This is a genomic window from Paenibacillus thiaminolyticus, from assembly GCF_007066085.1.
Classification (GTDB): domain Bacteria; phylum Bacillota; class Bacilli; order Paenibacillales; family Paenibacillaceae; genus Paenibacillus_B; species Paenibacillus_B thiaminolyticus.
The window spans coordinates 6,328,975-6,346,175 of sequence record NZ_CP041405.1 but is presented as its reverse complement, the minus strand read 5'-3'; the positions used below and the strand labels follow the sequence as shown (position 1 = coordinate 6,346,175).

Genomic DNA, 17,201 nt, shown 5'->3' with positions numbered 1-17,201 from the left:
CCTAGCGGGAGTACAGGGAAAATAAATTCAATAATTCTTATCCGTTAACAAGGAATTAAATCGCAATACACCCTGCCGCGGGTCTTCATGCTCCTTCGGGACAGGCTGCTTCCCGCCCTGAACGCATAGAGCCGCTATCACCATACGCAAAAAAGGACATCCCAGCCCTAGGCACAGAGATGTCCCGTAAACGTCCGTAACGGAGCATTGAATAAGACCCGACCGTGCACATGCATGCGAACCGAGCTATCCAGTCTACGAACACTTCCCTATCTCCCGTAGGTACAAACAGTGCTGTCAGAACAGGCAGGTCTCCTGGCTTCAGCGTCATCGGTGGCGGCAGCCTTCCCGGTCAATCGACCAGTGGCTTCATAAGCCGCGCCTCGTCTGTCACAGTGGCGGGACCGCGCCGGCTTCGAACCGGCTTCCCTATTAAGCTTTGCCGTTACGCAAAGCACCTGTTCCCCTATGTTGTTGATCCGGACTGTGCCTCAGCAGAGGCGTTCGTCCGATTGAGAATGATTATATACGCAAGCGCGCGGAATGACAAGTTCTTTTTGCCTCATTTCATTTCACGGGACATAGCGTATCCTTGTCAACCGGTACAGAAAAATCAGGACGAGATTGCTTTCGTCAGGCCACAGATGATAGCAGGGGCGGACAACGAAAAAAGACTGCCAGGAATGATCCCGGCAGTCTTGCTTCCATCTGCAATGCTTCTATTCTTATCCATCATCGCGACGGAGGACAGTCTCTCCTGTAACGCGTCCGTCAGATCGCCATACCGTCATGGACGATGACGATGTCCTCGCCATTCGCATCCAGCACCAGCTCGCGGTTGTCCAGGAACCACAGATCGTTTTCCTCCATGAAAAAGGTAATTCCGTCTACCGTCTCCGACACCGCCGGATGCTGCGGCTGATCCTTCATTATGCCGAAGGAATAGGGCCCGGATGCACTGAATCCGCTATATCGGACGAAGATGCGCACGGTATCCCCTGCTGTATAGCCCCAATCTGATTGAAAGCGTTGACTCGCTTCCGCTGTCACCCGTAAGTGCATGCTCGTTCCCCCTTAACCTTATGACCGTAATCCGATCATACCATGCGGGCACGGCCTTGAAAACCTTGACTTTCCGGTTACAATTTGACACGCTGCAGCCGCAGCGCATTGAGCACGACCGATACGGAGCTGAAGGCCATCGCCGCGCCCGCAAGCCAAGGAGCCAGCAGGCCGGCTGCCGCCACCGGGATGCCCAGACTGTTGTAGACGAGCGCCCAGAACAGATTCTGCTTGATGTTCCGCATCGTCCGCCGGCTCATCTCCATCGCGTCGGCGATGCCGTTCAAGTCTCCGCGCATCAGCGTGACGCCGGCCGTCTCCATCGCCACGTCCGTTCCGGTTCCGATCGCGAACCCGATATCCGCCGCCGCGAGCGCCGGCGCATCATTGATGCCGTCGCCCACCATCGCGACGACGGTGCCGTTCTGCTGCAGCTCGCGGACATGCTGCGCCTTCTGTTCGGGAAGGACCTCGGCGAACACGTCGTCCAGCCCGACCTGGCCGGCGATGGCTCGCGCCGTTCGCTCATTGTCACCCGTCATCATGACGACGCGGATGCCCATGCCGTGCAGGCGGCTGATCGCTGCCTTCGAGGATGCCTTCACCTGATCCGCTACGGCCACGATGCCTTCCCAGCGCCCGTCAACCGCGACAAGCATCGCCGTCTTGCCCTCGATCTCCAGCCGCTGCAGCTCCGCTTCGGCTTCCTCTGCATCAATGCCCTGCTTCCGCAGCAGGTTCCGCGTGCCGATAACGATATCATGCCCATCAACCCGGGCTATAATGCCGAAGCCGGGCTCCGCCTGGAACGATTCCGGCGTAAGCGCCCGCAAGCCCTTGGCGTCGAGGCCCTTCACGATCGCCTGGGCGAGCGGATGCTCCGATCGCCGCTCGGCGGCAGCCACCAAGAGCGCCAGCTCTTGCTCGCGTTCCGGAACATTCGCGATGAAGTCAGTCAGGGAAGGCTCGCCTTCGGTTACGGTGCCCGTCTTGTCAAGCACGACGGTCTGCACCCGGTACGCTCCTTCCAACTGCTCGCCCCCGCGGAACAGAATGCCGTATTCCGCGGCACGCCCCGTCCCCGCCATAATCGAGGTCGGTGTAGCCAGGCCGAGCGCACAAGGGCAGGCGATCACGAGCACGGCGATCAGCTTCTCCAGCGCTTCCCCGAAGTTGCCGGGCGCAATCGCGAAGTACCACAGACCGAAGACGACAACGGCGATACCGACGACGATCGGCACGAAGACGCCGGATATTTTGTCGGCAATGCGCTGTATCGGGGCTTTCGAGCCTTGCGCTTCCTCGACGATGCGGATAATTTGCGCCAGCGCGGTCTCGGCGCCGACCTGCGTCGCCTCCATCGTGAAGGCGCCCTGCGCGTTCACCGTCGCGCCGTACACGCGGTCGCCCGGCTCCTTCTCGACCGGAACGCTCTCGCCGGTCAGCATCGATTCGTCGATCGTCGATGTGCCGTCAAGCACGATGCCGTCGACCGGTATCTTCGAACCGGGCCGCACGATGACGCGGTCGCCGACCTGCACATCATCCACCGGCACTTCCTGCTCGATGCCGTCGCGGATGACGGTGGCCGTCTTCGCCCGCAGGCCGATCAAGGCGCGTATCGCTTGCGAAGAACGGCCCTTGGCCGCCGCTTCGAACCATTTCCCGAGCAGGATAAGGGTAATCAGCACCGCACTCGTCTCGAAGTACATATCCGGATGATGGGTTCCCCCCCGTATCCATTCCCATACGAGATAGACGCTATAGAAATAGGCGGCTGACGTTCCGAGCGCGACGAGCACGTCCATATTTGCGCTGCCGTTGCGCAGCGCCTTGTACGCCCCGCTGTAGAAGCGGGCGCCGATAATGAACTGAACGGGCGCGGCCAATATCATCTGCACCCATGGATTCATGAACCATTCCGGCACCCAGATCCACGAGGTGAACGAGAAGTGTCCTACCATCGACCAGAGCAGCGGCACCGACAAGATAGCGGAGATGATGAACGAGTTGCGCAGCCGCAACGCGGTCCGGTTCGGCGCCCCCTCCGCTCCCGCTTCCCCCGTCTTCACCTTGCCCTTATAGCCGAGCTGTTCGATCTTCTGCAATATATCTTCCGGACGCAAGCCGGTAAAGGTAATGCGGGCCGATTCGGCGGCCAGATTGACATTGGCGGAGTCGACCCCCGGCAGACGCTTCAACCCTTTCTCAATCCGGGTCGCGCACGCCGCACACGTCATCCCTTCGATGTCCACATCAAGCGTCTCCGCCGGAACCTTGTAGCCCAGCTTCTCAATCTTATCCGTGACCTGCTGAAGCGAGAGCTGTCCTTCGTCATATTCCACCGTCGCTTGCTCTGCCGCCAAATTCACGTTCGCCTTCACGACGCCGTCCATCCGGCTCAATCCCTTTTCGATCCGGGTCGCGCAAGCAGCGCAGGTCATGCCTTCGATTTTGACGGTCTGCTGCTTGGATGCCATTCTGTGTCACTCCTTTTATTCAGTATACCCCTGCACCCTATATTCCAAGCGAAAAAGAAAACTCCCCGCAAGGAGTTCCTCTATAATGGATGGATGCTAGCGGCCACATCCGCTTCCGCCGCTTAAGAAACGACGTCGTAGCCTTGATCCTCGATCGCTTCCCGAATCTTCTCCGGCTGAACCTTCGCCGCTTCGTACATAATCTTCACCTGCTTGGAGCCGAGATCGACCTGCGCCTCGCCGCCGGCCTCCTGAACCGCCTTCTCGACCGCCTGCTTGCAGTGTCCGCATGTCATGCCTTCTACCTTCCAAGTTACTTCAGTCATTGTTAATTCCTCCTCAGGATGGATTAGAGGTTGTGCAAAAGGTCCGACCTTTGTGAACACGCCCTGCTATTTCAATAATTTGTGTATCGTAACGAGCAGCTCATCAATGACTTCATCATCGCCATCTTGAAGCCGTTCAATAACGCAGCTCTTCATATGGCCTTCGAGCAGGAGCCGTCCAACGGAATATAACGCCGATTGGATCGACGCGATCTGATGCAGCACCTCATCGCAATACGTATCCTTATCGATCATCGACTTGACGCCGCGCACTTGCCCTTCGATGCGGTTCAGACGGTGAATCAGCTTCTTCTTCATCTCGGCCGAATGATGGCTCTTCCGTTCGCCAGTTGCCTCAGGGCGATGGCAGGCCGTCTCGCCAGCCCCCGCCTCTATGCCGTTGACTGATTCATCGTTGCTGATAAGCGCGTCTTCCCGGGAACTCATCTTATCACCACCTCTTGGACTCATCATAGCATACCCCCCTACCCTATGCAATACCTATTTTTCATGATTTTCATTTGAATTTGAATTGTTACCCGCAAATTGTTTACAATTTAAAGTATCAGCATGACTGCCGATACGTTGCACGCGGCCCTGTATATGCTTGAATTTACATACGTACACACGTACATAAGGAGGCACCATCAGCATGAGTGAATTCACGAAAGTTACACGCGTAGCGCTTATCGGATCCGGCTTCGTCGGTTCGAGCTACGCCTTTGCCCTGTTCAACCAAGGGCTGGCCGCCGAGCTGGTTATCATCGACGCCAACCGGCCGAAGGCCGAAGGAGACGCCATGGATTTGAATCATGGGCTGCCGTTTGCGTCCAATATGCGCATTTGGGCCGGCGATTACAGCGACTGCAAGGACGCAGACCTGGTCGTCATCACCGCAGGGGCCAATCAGGCTCCCGGAGAGACAAGACTCGATCTGATCGGTAAAAACGCGAGAATCTTCCAATCGATCGTGCAGCAGGTCATGGAGAGCGGCTTCAATGGCCTGTTCCTTGTCGCGACGAATCCGGTCGATGTGCTTACGTATGCGACCTGGAAATATTCCGGCCTGCCGGCGAACCGCGTGATCGGGTCCGGCACGATTCTGGACACCGCCCGGCTGCGCTATCTGCTCGGCGAGCGCCTGGAGGTCGACCCGCGCAACGTCCACGCTTATATTATGGGCGAGCATGGCGACACGGAGCTTCCGGTATGGAGCAACGTCAGCATCGGCGGCCAGCCGCTGGCCGATTACCGCAAGACGCATGGCCAGCCGACCGATGAGGAGTTGAACCGCATCTTCATCAATGTCCGCGACGCGGCCTACCACATCATCGAGCGCAAAGGCGCCACCTACTACGGCATCGCCATGGGGTTGGCCCGCCTCACGAAGGCCATCCTGAAGAACGAGAATTCCGTGCTCTCGGTCTCGACGCTGCTGAGCGGAGAATATGGGCTGGAGGATGTCTATCTCGGCGTTCCGGCGGTCGTCAACCGCCAGGGCATCCGCGATATATACGAGCTTCATCTCTCCGAGGAGGAGAAGCAGAAGCTCCATCACTCCGCTTCCGTGTTGAAGGAAGCAATCGCATCCATCTTCCCGTCCTGAGCCTGAGCGCGCCGGCATCCTGTCCGGCGCGCTTTGGCGCTTTATTGGGGCGGCTGTGCCGTCCAATCGCGCGCCGCCGGAACCCCTCCCGCGGATTCGGCAGCCGTAACCGCATTGATAATCGCGTAGGCCAGCGTCTCCGCGGCCCACATCCCGGCCAGATCGGCCGAGGCGTCCACGCCCCCGGTCGTCATGGCGAACACCGTATCGCCGTCGAACATGGTGTGGACCGGGAAGATTGTTCTCGCGAGCCCGTTATGCGCCATCTCCGCCACCTTGTTCATCTCCGTCTTCGTCAGATTGGCGTTGCAGGCGACAAGCGCAATCGTCGTATTGGTGCCTGGCTTCATTCCGGCGAAAGGCTTGTCCAACCCGGACAGATAACGAAGCGGCGCGAGGAAGCTGCCCGGCTCGTCCCCTCGCGCTCCCGCCGCCGTCCCGCGATGGCCCGGATGCCGGATCTCGCCCACCGCGTTCACCGCGACCGCCGCTCCGATGACGAGCCCGCTCGGCAGCTTCACGGAAGCGGTGCCGAAGCCGCCCTTCATGGACCGTTCCGGCCCCGCATACTTGCCGACGGTCGCTCCCATGCCAGCGCCCGCGTTGCCTTGCGCCGGAGGAGACGAGGAGGCAGACGCCGCTGCGGCATAGCCCATGGCGGCCGTCGGCGTCACATCGGGCCGGCCGATGGCGAGATCGAACAGTATCGCCCCCGGCACGATAGGGACCCTCCCTACCCCGACATCCAGCCCGATGCCGCGCTCCTGCAAATACCGCATGACGCCGTGAGCGGCTTCCAGTCCGAACGCGCTGCCCCCGCTCAGGCAGATCGCATGAACATGCGGAACCATCGCGGTAGGCTGAAGCAGCTCGGTCTCGCGCGTGCCGGGAGCGGAGCCCCGGACATCGACGCCGCATATCGCGCCCTCCTCCGCCATGATGGCCGTGCAGCCTGTCAGTGCGGCCTCGTCCTGCGCATGGCCGATCCGAATGCCCGGCACATCCGTAATACTGCCGGGATAAGGCAGCGCCTGCTGCCCTTCATGATGTCCGTCTAGTGATGTCATGAATGAAAAGTCCCCTTCCGCCTGTTGAAATGATCGTCACTATAGCTTCGCGATGGCGGCCGCCTCCTCCTTTTTTTCGTGGAACGAGATCGGCTCTGCAGTCATCCTTATATCCCGCTCCGGCCCACGATAGCAGGCTCAAGACGCCCGGCCGCAAGAAATAGTTGCTCTCCACAGCCGTTCTGGTCATAATGAGAGAGATCTTTAATTTTCCCAAGTTGGAGGTGTTCCTATGAAAATGCGCGTATCTGCCGTCCAGTACCATCTGCATACGATCCCAACCTTCGATGCGTTCGCGAGACAGGTAGAACACTATATCCGGACAGCAGCGGAATTCGAGGTGGAGTTTCTGCTCTTTCCCGAATTCATCACGACCCAGCTCATGTCGATTGGAACCGATGAGCGCGAGGCGCTCACGATCGACGAGCTTCCCGGCTATACCGAAGCCTATCTTGAGCTGTTCACCCGCTTGGCCAAGCAATACGGCATGTATCTGATCGGGGGCACCCACGTCATCGAGCGGGAAGGCAAGCTGTACAATATGGCTCATCTGTTCCGCCCCGACGGCACCGTCGAAGAGCAGGCGAAGCTCCATATTACGCCAACCGAAGTCACGGAATGGAATATGGCCGCCGGGGACGGAGTGCGCGTATTCCATACGGAGAAGGGAACCATCGCCATTCTTACCTGCTATGATATTGAATTTCCCGAGATCGTCCGCATGGTGCGCGCCCAAGGGGCCGATGTCATCTTCTGCCCGTCGTGCACCGATGACCGGCAAGGCTTCTACCGGGTCCGCTACTGCTGCCATGCCCGGGCGATCGAGAATCAGGTCTACGTCGTCGCGACCGGGACCGTCGGCTCCTTGCCGACCGTTGATTTCATGCGGGCTAATTTGGGCCAGGCGGCCGTTATCGCCCCGAACGACATTCCGTTCCCGCCGCGCGGCATTCTCGTCGAAGGAGAGATTAATAACGATATGATCGTGACCGCGGATCTGGATCTGTCCTTGCTGCAGCAAGTGAGAGAACGCGGATCTGTGACGACCTGGCGCGATCGCCGCACGGATCTCTATCCGGATTGGTAAAAGGGGGCAGCGACGATGCTCCGCCAATCCATGTATGTGCTGCATAAAGGCAAGCCGAAGCGGCTGACTATCCGCAATTACCGTCTATCCGATATGGAAGCGCTCATAGACATTCAACGCGCCTCGTTCCCGCCGCCCTTCCCCGAAGAGCTGTGGTGGAACCCCGAGCAGATCGGGGAGCATGTGTCCCGCTTTCCGGCGGGGGCGCTCTGCGCCGAGATGGACGGGCAGGTCGTCGGTTCGATGACCGCCCTCGTGCTTCCGCCTGCTGCCGAAGCCGAGCATCTTCCCTGGGAAGCGGCAACGGACAACGGATATATCCGCCACCACGATCCGGCGGGGCGAACCTTGTATGTCGTCGATCTGTGCGTCCGCCCCGAATACCGGAAGTATGGAATCGGGCAATGGATGATGCAGGCGATGTACGCGACGGTCGTCCACCTCGGGCTGGACCGCCTTCTGGGCGGAGCCCGCATGCCCGGCTACGGCGCCGTCGCGAATGAGATGACGGCCGAGCAATATGTGCAGGAGGTCATGGAAGGCCGTCGGCATGATCCGGTCGTCAGCTTTTTGCTCCGCTGCGGCCGCACGCCTGTTGCGGTCGTGCCCGATTATTTGGAAGATGAGCAGTCGGCCAATTACGGTCTGCTGATGGAATGGCGCAATCCTTTCCTGTGATGGCAGCCAGCCTTGGTGAACCCGCATTCGTGATGAGTTGCTATACAGAGAGATAATGAGGAAAGGTGTTGAATTGCATGACACAGCTTCGCTATGTCCGTATCCAATCAATCGAAGATCCGTTGTTCGCCCATATGCATGCTTTGATGGGCCGAATTTTTCCGAAGGAAGAGGTGCTGGAATTCGATCTGTGGCGGGAGCCGCTGGAGGATCCCGATATCCGCGTATTTGTCGCCGTGCTTGACGGCCGCGTCGTCGGCGCGACCGAATACCGCTATGTTGAAGCGCTCCAGGTGGCGATGACCGATTTCACCATCATCGGCGAGCCGGGGCTCGGCATTGGCCGCTTCCTCTATAAGCAGCGCGAGCGGGATGTGCTGAGCGTGGCGGAAGCGGCAGGCAAGCCGCTCATCGGCATGTTCGCCGAAATCTACGACCCCTACCGGGTCGGCGACTTCTCCTTCGGCGGCATCCGTCCGATGGACCCGGTCGTCCGGCGCGAGGTGCTGTCCCATCTCGGCTACGAGCGCCTCGACTTCCCTTACGTTCATCCGTCCTGGTCGAATGACGGGGAAGCTGTCAGCGGGCTCGACCTCTGCTTCATGCCGATGCAAGACGGGATGAGTTCCGTTCCGGCCTCGCTCGTGGCCGGGTTCCTGCAGTGGTATTACGCCGTCCTGCCGAATAAGCCCCAGGCATGGCTCGATATGATGGAAGGGCTGAAGCGGACCGAGCAGATTGCCCTTCGTCCGCTCTAAGGCGGGCGGCAGGCTGAGATTAACGGAAGCCGTGCAGCGTGCAGCCGTGCCCGCGTTCCATTAATCCCATTGTGAGGCATTGCGAGAGCGCTGCTGCGTCCCCCCATGGCGGGAGAATGAACCGGCATCATCTGATCCGGTTCACCGCTTCCGCCTGCCCCAGCCCGTCGATACCGGTCAGCAGATGGGGAACGCTGGAGTAATTTGCGCTTTCCCGAGAAATAATCGACTTCCAGCACCTGCCTTATATACGGTGTACGGTGTCATTCGTCATCTAGTCATCAGCTCCACCAATACTGCAAGAATGCAGCAATTTCATTGGCACGAGTATGCGAAAATAGGATTGCTGCAAAAAGACAGCAATTACTCCGCGGCAAGGCATAGATAGCGTTCAAAATAGGGAAATGATGTAATTTTGCAGGATTTTCTCGCAATTTAGCCTCTTGAGGCTAAAAATGCTGCTCCTGTGCAGCAATTTCATGTGGACCAGCTTGCCCTAACCTAACCTGCCCTGCCTTCCCAGACCCCGCCCTTCAGACTGTCGACAGTCTGAAAGAGGCGCCACAACCCGTGGCGCCTCTTTCTCATTTATGATGGATTGGCAGACATTCGTATCTTCCGCCTGTTCTCCAGGCACGGTTCAACGGTACAACGGTACGGGGCGGAGTTGCCTCCGCGCCGGATGCTGCTAGACAAGCCCGAACAGCCTGCGGCAGCGGCCCGGACGATCGGCAACGAAGCGTTCGACATTGCCCCTGTCCTTGATCGTGACATAGACGGTCCGCCCGTCCTCGCCGCCGAATGTCAGGTTCGTGCACTCCTTGCCCAACAGTTGAACCTCTTCGATCAGGCCCCCTGCCGGTGAGAAGATGGCTACGGTTCCTTTGCCGAACCGGGTTACGTACAGATAGCCCTCGACATCGCAGCGCATGCCGTCCAGACCGTAATCCGGGAACTCATGGAATAAGCGCTTATTCGAGACATTCCCGTCCTCCGACAGATCATAGACCCAGATCCGGCGCTGCACGGACTCGTTCACATACAGCAGACGATCATCGGGACTGACCTCGATTCCGTTCGTCGTCCCCATTCCCGCTTCAAGCCGCGTCGTCTTCCCGTCTGGATTGATCCGCCACAGCTGCCCGGTCTCGTCTGCCCAGTTCGGATCGCTCGCGAACAGAACATCGCGCGACGAGATCGCGATGTCATTCGGCTGATTCATGGCCGGCTCCTCCGCCAGCACGTCCAGCCGCCGCTCATGCCAGGAATAGCGGTAAATGCGGTGCCGCGTATAATCGGCCATGAACATGTCGCCGGCCCGATTGAACCGGATCCCGTTCGCAATGCTTCCTTCCGGGAGCTCCACAAAGACGCTGCTGACCCCTTCCGGGGTGACCTTCCCGATCGTGCCCTCCCGCTCGTAATTTACGGCATACAGATTGCCTTCCTTATCGCAGGCCGGCCCCTCGACGCCGCCCGTAAATCCGTGCGGCGGGGTGAACTGCTCGCTGCAGCGGCCTTGCCCCAGATCCTTCACACTCATCGTCCTCTCTCCCCGGTCCGGACCAGAGAAGTTCGGCTGTCTGCACTATCTCGTCTCATCTATCGAACATCCCGTCCGCTGATTTGTTCCTCTGTTGGCTGCATGACATTGTGCTATCGATGCTCCAAACCTTTTCCCCTATCGATTATCACAAAGTTGTTACGTTAATCTAGTCTGATACATTGTTACGCTATCGAAAATTATAGGATTGTCACGCTATCGGTTCTCATGCCATTCATGACATCCGTAACTCGCCGTCCGTCTTTACATGTGAATTTCATCACCTTATTGGCCAATCGAACCGAATTTGGCAAGCCATACAAAGCATACCGCAATCCGGCAAGCGGCTACTGCAAGGCGTACCGCAATCGTTCATGATACAAGGAGTCCGGCTAAGGCTCCGATCGGCTTATTATTGCCGCTTCGTCCTCCTGTAAGACATTAATGACCGTTGGCGCCGTCGTCCCCGTTCTCCCGCAAAATGCGTGTCCGCTGCTCCTGCTCCTGCACGTAGGATTCGATCATATCATGCTTCAGCTGCCATGCCTTCGTGCTGATGTCGACATGATAGCGTTCCGGATTCGTCTTGCGCAAGTATTCCGGCCAGAACAGCTGCAGCTGCTCGCAATGATATTGCCGAATTTCGTCCAGCGGCGGGCGCTCATACACGAGCTTCCCGTCCCGATATATCGGTTGAAGCAGCTTCTCGGCATCGTAATGCTCGACATATTTATGCAGATACGGATGAATCGGATCGAACAGCTTAATTTTGGCGCGGCGCTCGATATCATCCTCTTCCGTGAGGCAGATGTAATCAGCGATTGCTTTTTTCTTTTTCTTATGGATGATGCGGTAGACGTCCTTCTTGCCCGGCGTCGTCACTTTTTCCGGATTGGCCGAGATTTTGATCGTCGGCTGCATCACTCCTTCGACCTCGCGGGATACCAGCTTGTACACTCCGCCGAGAGACGGCTGATCCGCGGCGGTAATCAGCTGCGTGCCGACGCCCCACATATCTATGCGTGCGCCCTGCAGCTTCAGATCCGAGATCGTGTACTCGTCCAAATCGTTGGAAGCGACGATCTGAACCTCGTTCAAGCCGGCCTCATCCAGCATCCGGCGGGCTTCGATGGACAGATACGCCAAATCGCCGCTGTCAAGGCGGATCGCCTGCAGCTTCTTGCCCCGGTTCGCCAGTTCCTTGCCGATCTCGATCGCGTTCGGAATGCCGCTGTGCAGCGTATCATAGGTGTCTACCAACAGCGTCACTTGATTCGGAAGCGCCTCGGCGAATGCCTGGAACGCCTCCTGCTCGTTCTCGAAGCTCTGCACCCAGGCATGCGCATGCGTTCCCTTCGTCGGAATCCCAAAGCGGCGTCCTGCCAGCATGTTGGAGGTCGCATGGAAGCCCGCCAAGTATGCGGCCCGCGCTCCCCAGAGGGCAGCATCCGCTTCCTGCGCCCGTCTCGTTCCGAATTCCATCAAAATGTCATTGCCTGCCACATACTTGATCCGGGACGCCTTCGTCGCGATTAATGTCTGGAAATTCATGAAATTAAGTAGTGCCGTCTCAATCAGCTGTGTCTCGAAGATGCGTCCTTCCACACGAATAAGCGGTTCATTCGCGAACACGAGCGTCCCTTCCCGCGCCGCATCGATGTGGCCGGTGAAGCGGAAGTTGCTCAGCTCCTGCAGAAACGCCTCCTCGTACTCTTCCTCCTGCTCGCGCAAATACGCGATATCCTCCTCAGTGAAGCGGAGCTGCTCCATATACTCGATAATCCGCTCCAGGCCGGCAAACACGGCGTACCCGTTATGGAAGGGCAGCTTGCGGAAAAACGCTTCGAACACCGTTTTCTGATTATGCGTGCCATGCTTCCAATGCGCATACATCATATTGATCTGATATTTGTCGGTATGCAATGCCATTGATGCATTCATTTATTCATCCTTCTTTCTGACGTCCTTTGCCTTACCTCGGCCGAAGCCGCTGCTCCCTCAATAACCGCTGACGACTTGAGCGCCCAGCGTATTGCGGACATGCTCCAGCGCCCAGCGATGCGCGTCGGCATTGAATGAAGCGACCGCATCCTCATGCACGACGATGCGATAACCGAGATTATACGCATCAATCGCCGTATGCAGCACGCAAATATCCGTGCAAACCCCAACCAGGTGGACTTCCTTCACCCCGCGCGCCCGCAGCCGCATGTCGAGATCAGTGCCGCAAAAGGAGCTGTACCGGGTTTTGTCCATCCAGTAAATCGCAGAGGCATGGCGTTCATGCACCTCCCGCAGCGCGCCGTACAGCTCACGGCCCTCCGTCCCGCGGATATTATGCGGCGGGAACAGCGCTGTCTCCGGATGATACGGGTCCTGCTCGTCGTGAACGTCCACGGCCATAGCCACGAATTCGCCGCGGGCGGCGAATTGCTCGGTCAGCTCCGCAATCCGGCGTTCAATATCAATAGCCGGCTGTCCGCACGGAAGCCGGCCGATGACAAAATCATGCGTGTAATCAATGACGACTAACGCTTTCATCGCGAATCGTCTCCTCTCCAGCCCAGTAAGGGTAATGATAAGCTTAACGTCATTATGACAAATTGATGTCAAATGTTCAACTCATCAATTCCCCATTGACCCGGAAGGAACCCGTTCCAATCGTTCCTAATCGGCCAGCTTCGCCGGTTACGCTCCCATATACCGTCATCATCCGGTTGGTGGAATGAACAACGTGAGCCCGGACTTCCAGCAGGCCTGCCCGCATCGGATGGACGAAATGAACGTTAAAATTGCTCGTGACGATCTGATCATCAGGCCGGTTCGCCGCGGCGGCAATGCCCATCGTATTATCCAAAAGCGAGGCCAGCACCCCGCCGTTGACGATTCCCATCATGTTCAAATGGCGCTCCCGCCTGCAGCCGCACGATCGTCTCCCGTTCCCCGACGCTGACCAGCTCGCAGCCCAGATAGCCCCAGAATGTCGCCTTGGCCCGTTCCTCCAGCTTCCCCCAGCGCCGCATCGCGGCCCCGCCCGTTCCGCCTATCGGCCTTGCTCCTCTCGCTTAACAATCGTCCTGCCATCCTGCGCCAGCCGTACCCTGCACATGCGGCAATCGGCCTTTTCATATGCAGCATGACATGCAGCATGCGGCTCTATCATGCGGCAATCGGCCCTGTCATATGCAGCATGTAGCCCCATCATGCGGGTAGCGCCGCCCGGCCGCGTACGCCGAACGGGCCGGCGGCCGGCTCCCCCCGTGAACCGGCCCGCCTGCCGAACGCCGCGCTATTCGCGCTGGCCGGATCCCGGCGGTTCCGTCTGTCCGGCCTGCCGCTGCCTCTCGTCTTCCGCCAGCCGGCGCCGCAGCACTTTGCCGACCATCGTCTTCGGCAGCTCCGCGCGGAACTCATACAGCCGCGGAACTTTGTAGGCGGCAAGCCGCTCCCGGCACCACGCTTCCAGCTCCTCTGCCGTCGTCCCGGCCCCTTCCGCCCGGACGATGAACGCCTTCACGGTCTCCCCGCGGTACGGATCGGGCACCCCGATGACGACAGCCTCTTTCACGGCGGGATGCTCGAACAACACTTCCTCGACGTCGCGCGGATATACTTTGAAGCCGCTGGCGTTAATCATATCTTTTTTCCGATCGACGATCGTGAAATAACCGTCTTCATCTATCTTAGCCATGTCTCCGGTCAAAAGCCATCCATCCTTCAGGACGGCTGCCGTATCCTCTGGCCGGTTCCAGTAGCCCTTCATTACCTGCGGCCCCTTCACCGCCAGCTCTCCAATCTCGCCGGGAGGAAGCGGCTCGAACGTCTCGGGGTGGACTACCTTCGCGTCCGTATCCGGGAACGGAATTCCGATCGTCCCGGTCTTACGCAGCCCCCAGATCGGATTCGCATGCGTCACCGGCGAAGCTTCCGTCAATCCGTAGCCTTCGATCAAGCGTCCGCCTGTCAAGGCCTCGAACCGTTCCTGTACCTCCAGCGGCAAAGCCGCCGATCCGCTTACGCACACCCGGACGGTGGACAGGTCGAAGCGCTGCACCTCTTTATGGTGGTTGATGGCAATATACATCGTGGGCGCGCCGGGAAAAACCGTTATTTTCTTCTTCTGTATCGTGGTCAACACCTGCAGCGTATCGAATCGGGGCAGCAGGACAAGCTCCCCGGCTAGATACATCGCCTGGTTGAGCAGCACGGTCAACCCGAACACATGGAAGCAAGGCAGTACCGCCAGGAAGCTCTCCTCTCCCTTGCGCGCCTTGTAGCACCAATTTGCGGTCTGAATCGTGTTGACGACGAGATTGTAATGCGTCAGCATGACGCCTTTGGCCGTGCCTGTCGTGCCGCCCGTATATTGCAGCATTGCGATGTCAATCTCCGCGTCGACGGGACAGAGCACCGGCTGGGGCGCATTGCTATTCAGCCATGATTTGAAGCGGAATAGGCCCGGCTGGTTCGGGATATGAAGCGAATGACCATCCTTCCTTGCCTTGAGCGGATACAAGAGCCGCAGCGGGAACGGCAAGTATTCGCGCAGCGATCCGCAAATCATGTACGCCAGCGGGGTGCTCCGCTTGACCTTCATGACACGCGGCAGCAGCATATCGAGGGTGACGATAACCTTCGCCCCGGCATCATTAAGCTGATGGACCAGTTCTCCCTCCATATAGAGCGGATTGGTCATGACGACCACGGCGCCGGCCAGCAGGGACCCGTAGTAGGCGATGACCATGTGCGGGCAGTTCGGGAGCATCAGCGCCACTCGATCCCCGGATTTGATGCCGAGGGCGTGCAGGCCGTTCGCGAAGCGATAGGCTGCATCCAGCAGCTGCTGATACGTCAGGTTCGCCCCCATAAAATGAACGGCTGTCCGGTTCGGATACTGAACGGCCGCTTGAATCATGAATTGCGCCACATTATGCTTCGGATAATCGGCAGTCGGTGCCACTTCTTCAGGATAATGGCGAAGCCAGGGGCGTTCGCCGTTCTCTATGACATGCATGACACCCTCTCCTTCTTCTTGCGGAAGTCATATCTTGCGCGACGCCCGGCCTAAACGACGGTGTATCGTTCGCTCCTGCCGGTATATCCCTACCTGTCTTTCCCATGAAAATGCCTTTTCCTCCCTTGCTCAAACAGGCCAACATAGGCGACGCGAGCCCGGCTCACTTGGACGAAGAACGCATTCCAGGGCCGACAACAGTAGGAAAACAAACTATTTAACATAAATTAGCATATTCTCCCCCTTCACGTACCGATTGCCCCCCCGAGAATGAACGCTAAATCCCGAATATCGTTCGTGTATCTCCTGCTTGATGAATATGACTTTCGGGTTCAAAAAATGCAATGCCGCACCTATGTTGACCACTGGAAATGAAATAACTGACTTCCTTCGCCTGCCGAAAAACTGCAAATAACTTTCACGTCCGAGCCATATGATGGATAGCAACCTCCACACTATAGGAAAAAAGGAGTCCAATGAAGTCTCCATGGAATGGAAGAAATGAAAGGAGTGAGTCCGCATGGGACGCACATATGCCGTTATCGCGGAAATGCGTGGCAATCACGTGAGACAGGTGACATGGGAAGCGCTTGGTGCTGTCGCGCAAATGGCGAAAGTTGAGGATCGCGTCATCGTGCTGGTAATAGGGCATGCCATCGGGGAGGCCGTAGACGCGTTGTCTCTTCCTGGCATCCACATGATCGTTGTGGCGGACAATGATCGATATCAATATTATGAGGCAGAAACGTATTTTGCCGCCGCCCGCACCTTTGTCGATCAGGAGGAGCCGGATATCGTCCTGCTCGGACATACAGCGATGGGCCGGGAAATGGCACCGATGCTGGCCTCCCATTTGCAGTCCAGTCAAATCTCCGACATTACTTCTATCGAAGAGTATCAGGGCGGTTTTGGCTTCCAGAGGCCGATTTATGCCGGTAAGGCGTTCGAGACGAAACGGTTCACCCAAGCCGCGAAGTGCTGGGTTCTCACCATTCGGCCGAACAATTTCCCTCCCGTCGGGCAATCGGGAGCGCTTCTTCCGGGGGCCATGACCGTGCCAGAACGCCGCTTCCTTCCTGAGCCTCCGCCTACGCTGCGGTCCATCGTACGGGGTGTCGTGACGAAAATGAGCGGCTCCATCGATCTGACGGAGGCGAAAATCATCGTCTCCGGCGGCCGCGGCGTCAAGAGCGCAGACGGCTTCAAGCCGCTGCAGCAGCTCGCCCTCGTCCTGAACGGTGCGGTCGGCGCCACCCGCGGTGCCTGCGACGCCGGATATTGCGATTATGCGCTGCAGATCGGACAGACCGGCAAAGTTGTCACGCCGGAGGTTTATTTTGCTTGCGGCATCAGCGGATCAATTCAGCATCTGGCCGGCATGAATCAATCGCGCGTCATCGTCGCGATTAATACCGATCCCGGGGCCCCGATTTTCGAGGTGGCGGATTACGGCATCGTCGGCGATCTGTTCGAGATCGTCCCGCTGCTTACCGCAGAATTCCGCAAGCTGCTCTCCTAAAAGCCCTCTCTCGATCATAAACGAACAGGCTTCCTTCCCATGAGAAAATTAGGGATGGAAG

General features: G+C 58.2%; 16 protein-coding genes and 1 riboswitch. Of the genes, 5 read left to right on the top strand and 11 right to left on the bottom strand.

Translation table 11 applies throughout. The annotated features are described in order from the left end of the window. Nucleotides 1-288 precede the first annotated feature (288 nt). A riboswitch (cobalamin riboswitch) is annotated at nucleotides 289-477 on the bottom strand. Nucleotides 478-771: 294 nt separating this feature from the next. From FLT43_RS27920 to FLT43_RS27905, 4 genes are all read right to left on the bottom strand, one after another. Further along, complete coding sequence (locus FLT43_RS27920) at nucleotides 772-1,062, bottom strand: HesB/YadR/YfhF family protein (RefSeq protein WP_087441345.1); 291 nt, start codon at nucleotides 1,060-1,062, stop codon at nucleotides 772-774. 77 nt (nucleotides 1,063-1,139) lie between these two features. Next, a complete protein-coding gene (locus FLT43_RS27915) occupies nucleotides 1,140-3,542 on the bottom strand; it encodes a heavy metal translocating P-type ATPase (protein WP_087441346.1) in 2,403 nt (800 codons plus the stop codon). A 122-nt stretch (nucleotides 3,543-3,664) separates the two neighbouring features. Then, the gene (locus tag FLT43_RS27910) at nucleotides 3,665-3,868 is read right to left on the bottom strand and encodes a cation transporter (protein WP_087441347.1); all 204 of its coding nucleotides are present in this window, start codon (nucleotides 3,866-3,868) and stop codon (nucleotides 3,665-3,667) included. Between the two features lie 66 nt (nucleotides 3,869-3,934). Next, entirely contained in the window at nucleotides 3,935-4,315 is a 381-nt protein-coding gene (locus tag FLT43_RS27905) for a metal-sensitive transcriptional regulator (protein WP_087441348.1), read from the bottom strand. Between the two features lie 205 nt (nucleotides 4,316-4,520). On the opposite strand from FLT43_RS27905, the gene FLT43_RS27900 reads away from it, so the two are divergent. After that, complete coding sequence (locus FLT43_RS27900; protein ID WP_087441349.1) at nucleotides 4,521-5,474, top strand: L-lactate dehydrogenase; 954 nt, start codon at nucleotides 4,521-4,523, stop codon at nucleotides 5,472-5,474. Between the two features lie 41 nt (nucleotides 5,475-5,515). Here the strand turns inward: FLT43_RS27900 and FLT43_RS27895 are convergent, their stop codons facing one another. Then, the gene (locus tag FLT43_RS27895; protein ID WP_087441350.1) at nucleotides 5,516-6,541 is read right to left on the bottom strand and encodes a P1 family peptidase; all 1,026 of its coding nucleotides are present in this window, start codon (nucleotides 6,539-6,541) and stop codon (nucleotides 5,516-5,518) included. Between the two features lie 232 nt (nucleotides 6,542-6,773). On the opposite strand from FLT43_RS27895, the gene FLT43_RS27890 reads away from it, so the two are divergent. The 3 genes from FLT43_RS27890 to FLT43_RS27880 all read left to right on the top strand — a co-directional run bounded on the left by FLT43_RS27890 (nucleotide 6,774) and on the right by FLT43_RS27880 (nucleotide 9,064). Beyond that, entirely contained in the window at nucleotides 6,774-7,628 is an 855-nt protein-coding gene (locus FLT43_RS27890) for a carbon-nitrogen hydrolase family protein (RefSeq protein WP_087441351.1), read from the top strand. Nucleotides 7,629-7,643: 15 nt separating this feature from the next. Further along, on the top strand, nucleotides 7,644-8,306 hold the full coding sequence (locus FLT43_RS27885) for a GNAT family N-acetyltransferase (protein ID WP_087441352.1): 663 nt from the start codon (nucleotides 7,644-7,646) through the stop codon (nucleotides 8,304-8,306). Nucleotides 8,307-8,383: 77 nt separating this feature from the next. Further along, nucleotides 8,384-9,064: a GNAT family acetyltransferase gene (locus FLT43_RS27880; RefSeq protein ID WP_087441353.1), complete on the top strand. Its 681-nt coding sequence runs from the start codon at nucleotides 8,384-8,386 to the stop codon at nucleotides 9,062-9,064. A 688-nt stretch (nucleotides 9,065-9,752) separates the two neighbouring features. Here the strand turns inward: FLT43_RS27880 and FLT43_RS27875 are convergent. The 6 genes from FLT43_RS27875 to FLT43_RS27855 all read right to left on the bottom strand — a co-directional run bounded on the left by FLT43_RS27875 (nucleotide 9,753) and on the right by FLT43_RS27855 (nucleotide 15,621). Further along, entirely contained in the window at nucleotides 9,753-10,607 is an 855-nt protein-coding gene (locus FLT43_RS27875) for an SMP-30/gluconolactonase/LRE family protein (protein ID WP_087441354.1), read from the bottom strand. A 441-nt stretch (nucleotides 10,608-11,048) separates the two neighbouring features. Further along, a complete protein-coding gene (locus FLT43_RS27870) occupies nucleotides 11,049-12,548 on the bottom strand; it encodes a nicotinate phosphoribosyltransferase (RefSeq protein WP_087441355.1) in 1,500 nt (499 codons plus the stop codon). 57 nt (nucleotides 12,549-12,605) lie between these two features. Continuing rightward, entirely contained in the window at nucleotides 12,606-13,148 is a 543-nt protein-coding gene (locus FLT43_RS27865) for a cysteine hydrolase family protein (RefSeq protein WP_087441356.1), read from the bottom strand. Between the two features lie 76 nt (nucleotides 13,149-13,224). Then, nucleotides 13,225-13,503: a PaaI family thioesterase gene (locus FLT43_RS27860; protein ID WP_244194100.1), complete on the bottom strand. Its 279-nt coding sequence runs from the start codon at nucleotides 13,501-13,503 to the stop codon at nucleotides 13,225-13,227. Continuing rightward, nucleotides 13,457-13,630, bottom strand: a complete 174-nt coding sequence (locus tag FLT43_RS30355) for a hypothetical protein (protein WP_244194101.1) — start codon at nucleotides 13,628-13,630, stop codon at nucleotides 13,457-13,459. Before FLT43_RS30355 ends, FLT43_RS27860 begins: the two co-directional genes overlap by 47 nt. A gap of 266 nt (nucleotides 13,631-13,896) precedes the next feature. Further along, nucleotides 13,897-15,621 (bottom strand): long-chain-fatty-acid--CoA ligase, encoded by a 1,725-nt coding sequence (locus tag FLT43_RS27855; RefSeq protein WP_087441357.1) that lies wholly within the window; start codon nucleotides 15,619-15,621, stop codon nucleotides 13,897-13,899. A 520-nt stretch (nucleotides 15,622-16,141) separates the two neighbouring features. Between FLT43_RS27855 and FLT43_RS27850 the strand changes: the two genes are divergently transcribed. Beyond that, on the top strand, nucleotides 16,142-17,140 hold the full coding sequence (locus FLT43_RS27850; protein WP_087441359.1) for an electron transfer flavoprotein subunit alpha/FixB family protein: 999 nt from the start codon (nucleotides 16,142-16,144) through the stop codon (nucleotides 17,138-17,140). Nucleotides 17,141-17,201 lie beyond the last annotated feature (61 nt).

What these genes read in the sequence shown, in the direction of transcription:
- FLT43_RS27920 (WP_087441345.1), bottom strand. Translation starts at nt 1,062, where the DNA reads ATGCACTTACGGGTGACAGCGGAAGCGAGTCAACGCTTTCAATCAGAT.
- FLT43_RS27915 (WP_087441346.1), bottom strand. Translation starts at nt 3,542, where the DNA reads ATGGCATCCAAGCAGCAGACCGTCAAAATCGAAGGCATGACCTGCGCT.
- FLT43_RS27910 (WP_087441347.1), bottom strand. Translation starts at nt 3,868, where the DNA reads ATGACTGAAGTAACTTGGAAGGTAGAAGGCATGACATGCGGACACTGC.
- FLT43_RS27905 (WP_087441348.1), bottom strand. Translation starts at nt 4,315, where the DNA reads ATGAGTTCCCGGGAAGACGCGCTTATCAGCAACGATGAATCAGTCAAC.
- FLT43_RS27900 (WP_087441349.1), top strand. Translation starts at nt 4,521, where the DNA reads ATGAGTGAATTCACGAAAGTTACACGCGTAGCGCTTATCGGATCCGGC.
- FLT43_RS27895 (WP_087441350.1), bottom strand. Translation starts at nt 6,541, where the DNA reads ATGACATCACTAGACGGACATCATGAAGGGCAGCAGGCGCTGCCTTAT.
- FLT43_RS27890 (WP_087441351.1), top strand. Translation starts at nt 6,774, where the DNA reads ATGAAAATGCGCGTATCTGCCGTCCAGTACCATCTGCATACGATCCCA.
- FLT43_RS27885 (WP_087441352.1), top strand. Translation starts at nt 7,644, where the DNA reads ATGCTCCGCCAATCCATGTATGTGCTGCATAAAGGCAAGCCGAAGCGG.
- FLT43_RS27880 (WP_087441353.1), top strand. Translation starts at nt 8,384, where the DNA reads ATGACACAGCTTCGCTATGTCCGTATCCAATCAATCGAAGATCCGTTG.
- FLT43_RS27875 (WP_087441354.1), bottom strand. Translation starts at nt 10,607, where the DNA reads ATGAGTGTGAAGGATCTGGGGCAAGGCCGCTGCAGCGAGCAGTTCACC.
- FLT43_RS27870 (WP_087441355.1), bottom strand. Translation starts at nt 12,548, where the DNA reads ATGAATGCATCAATGGCATTGCATACCGACAAATATCAGATCAATATG.
- FLT43_RS27865 (WP_087441356.1), bottom strand. Translation starts at nt 13,148, where the DNA reads ATGAAAGCGTTAGTCGTCATTGATTACACGCATGATTTTGTCATCGGC.
- FLT43_RS27860 (WP_244194100.1), bottom strand. Translation starts at nt 13,503, where the DNA reads ATGATGGGAATCGTCAACGGCGGGGTGCTGGCCTCGCTTTTGGATAAT.
- FLT43_RS30355 (WP_244194101.1), bottom strand. Translation starts at nt 13,630, where the DNA reads ATGCGGCGCTGGGGGAAGCTGGAGGAACGGGCCAAGGCGACATTCTGG.
- FLT43_RS27855 (WP_087441357.1), bottom strand. Translation starts at nt 15,621, where the DNA reads ATGCATGTCATAGAGAACGGCGAACGCCCCTGGCTTCGCCATTATCCT.
- FLT43_RS27850 (WP_087441359.1), top strand. Translation starts at nt 16,142, where the DNA reads ATGGGACGCACATATGCCGTTATCGCGGAAATGCGTGGCAATCACGTG.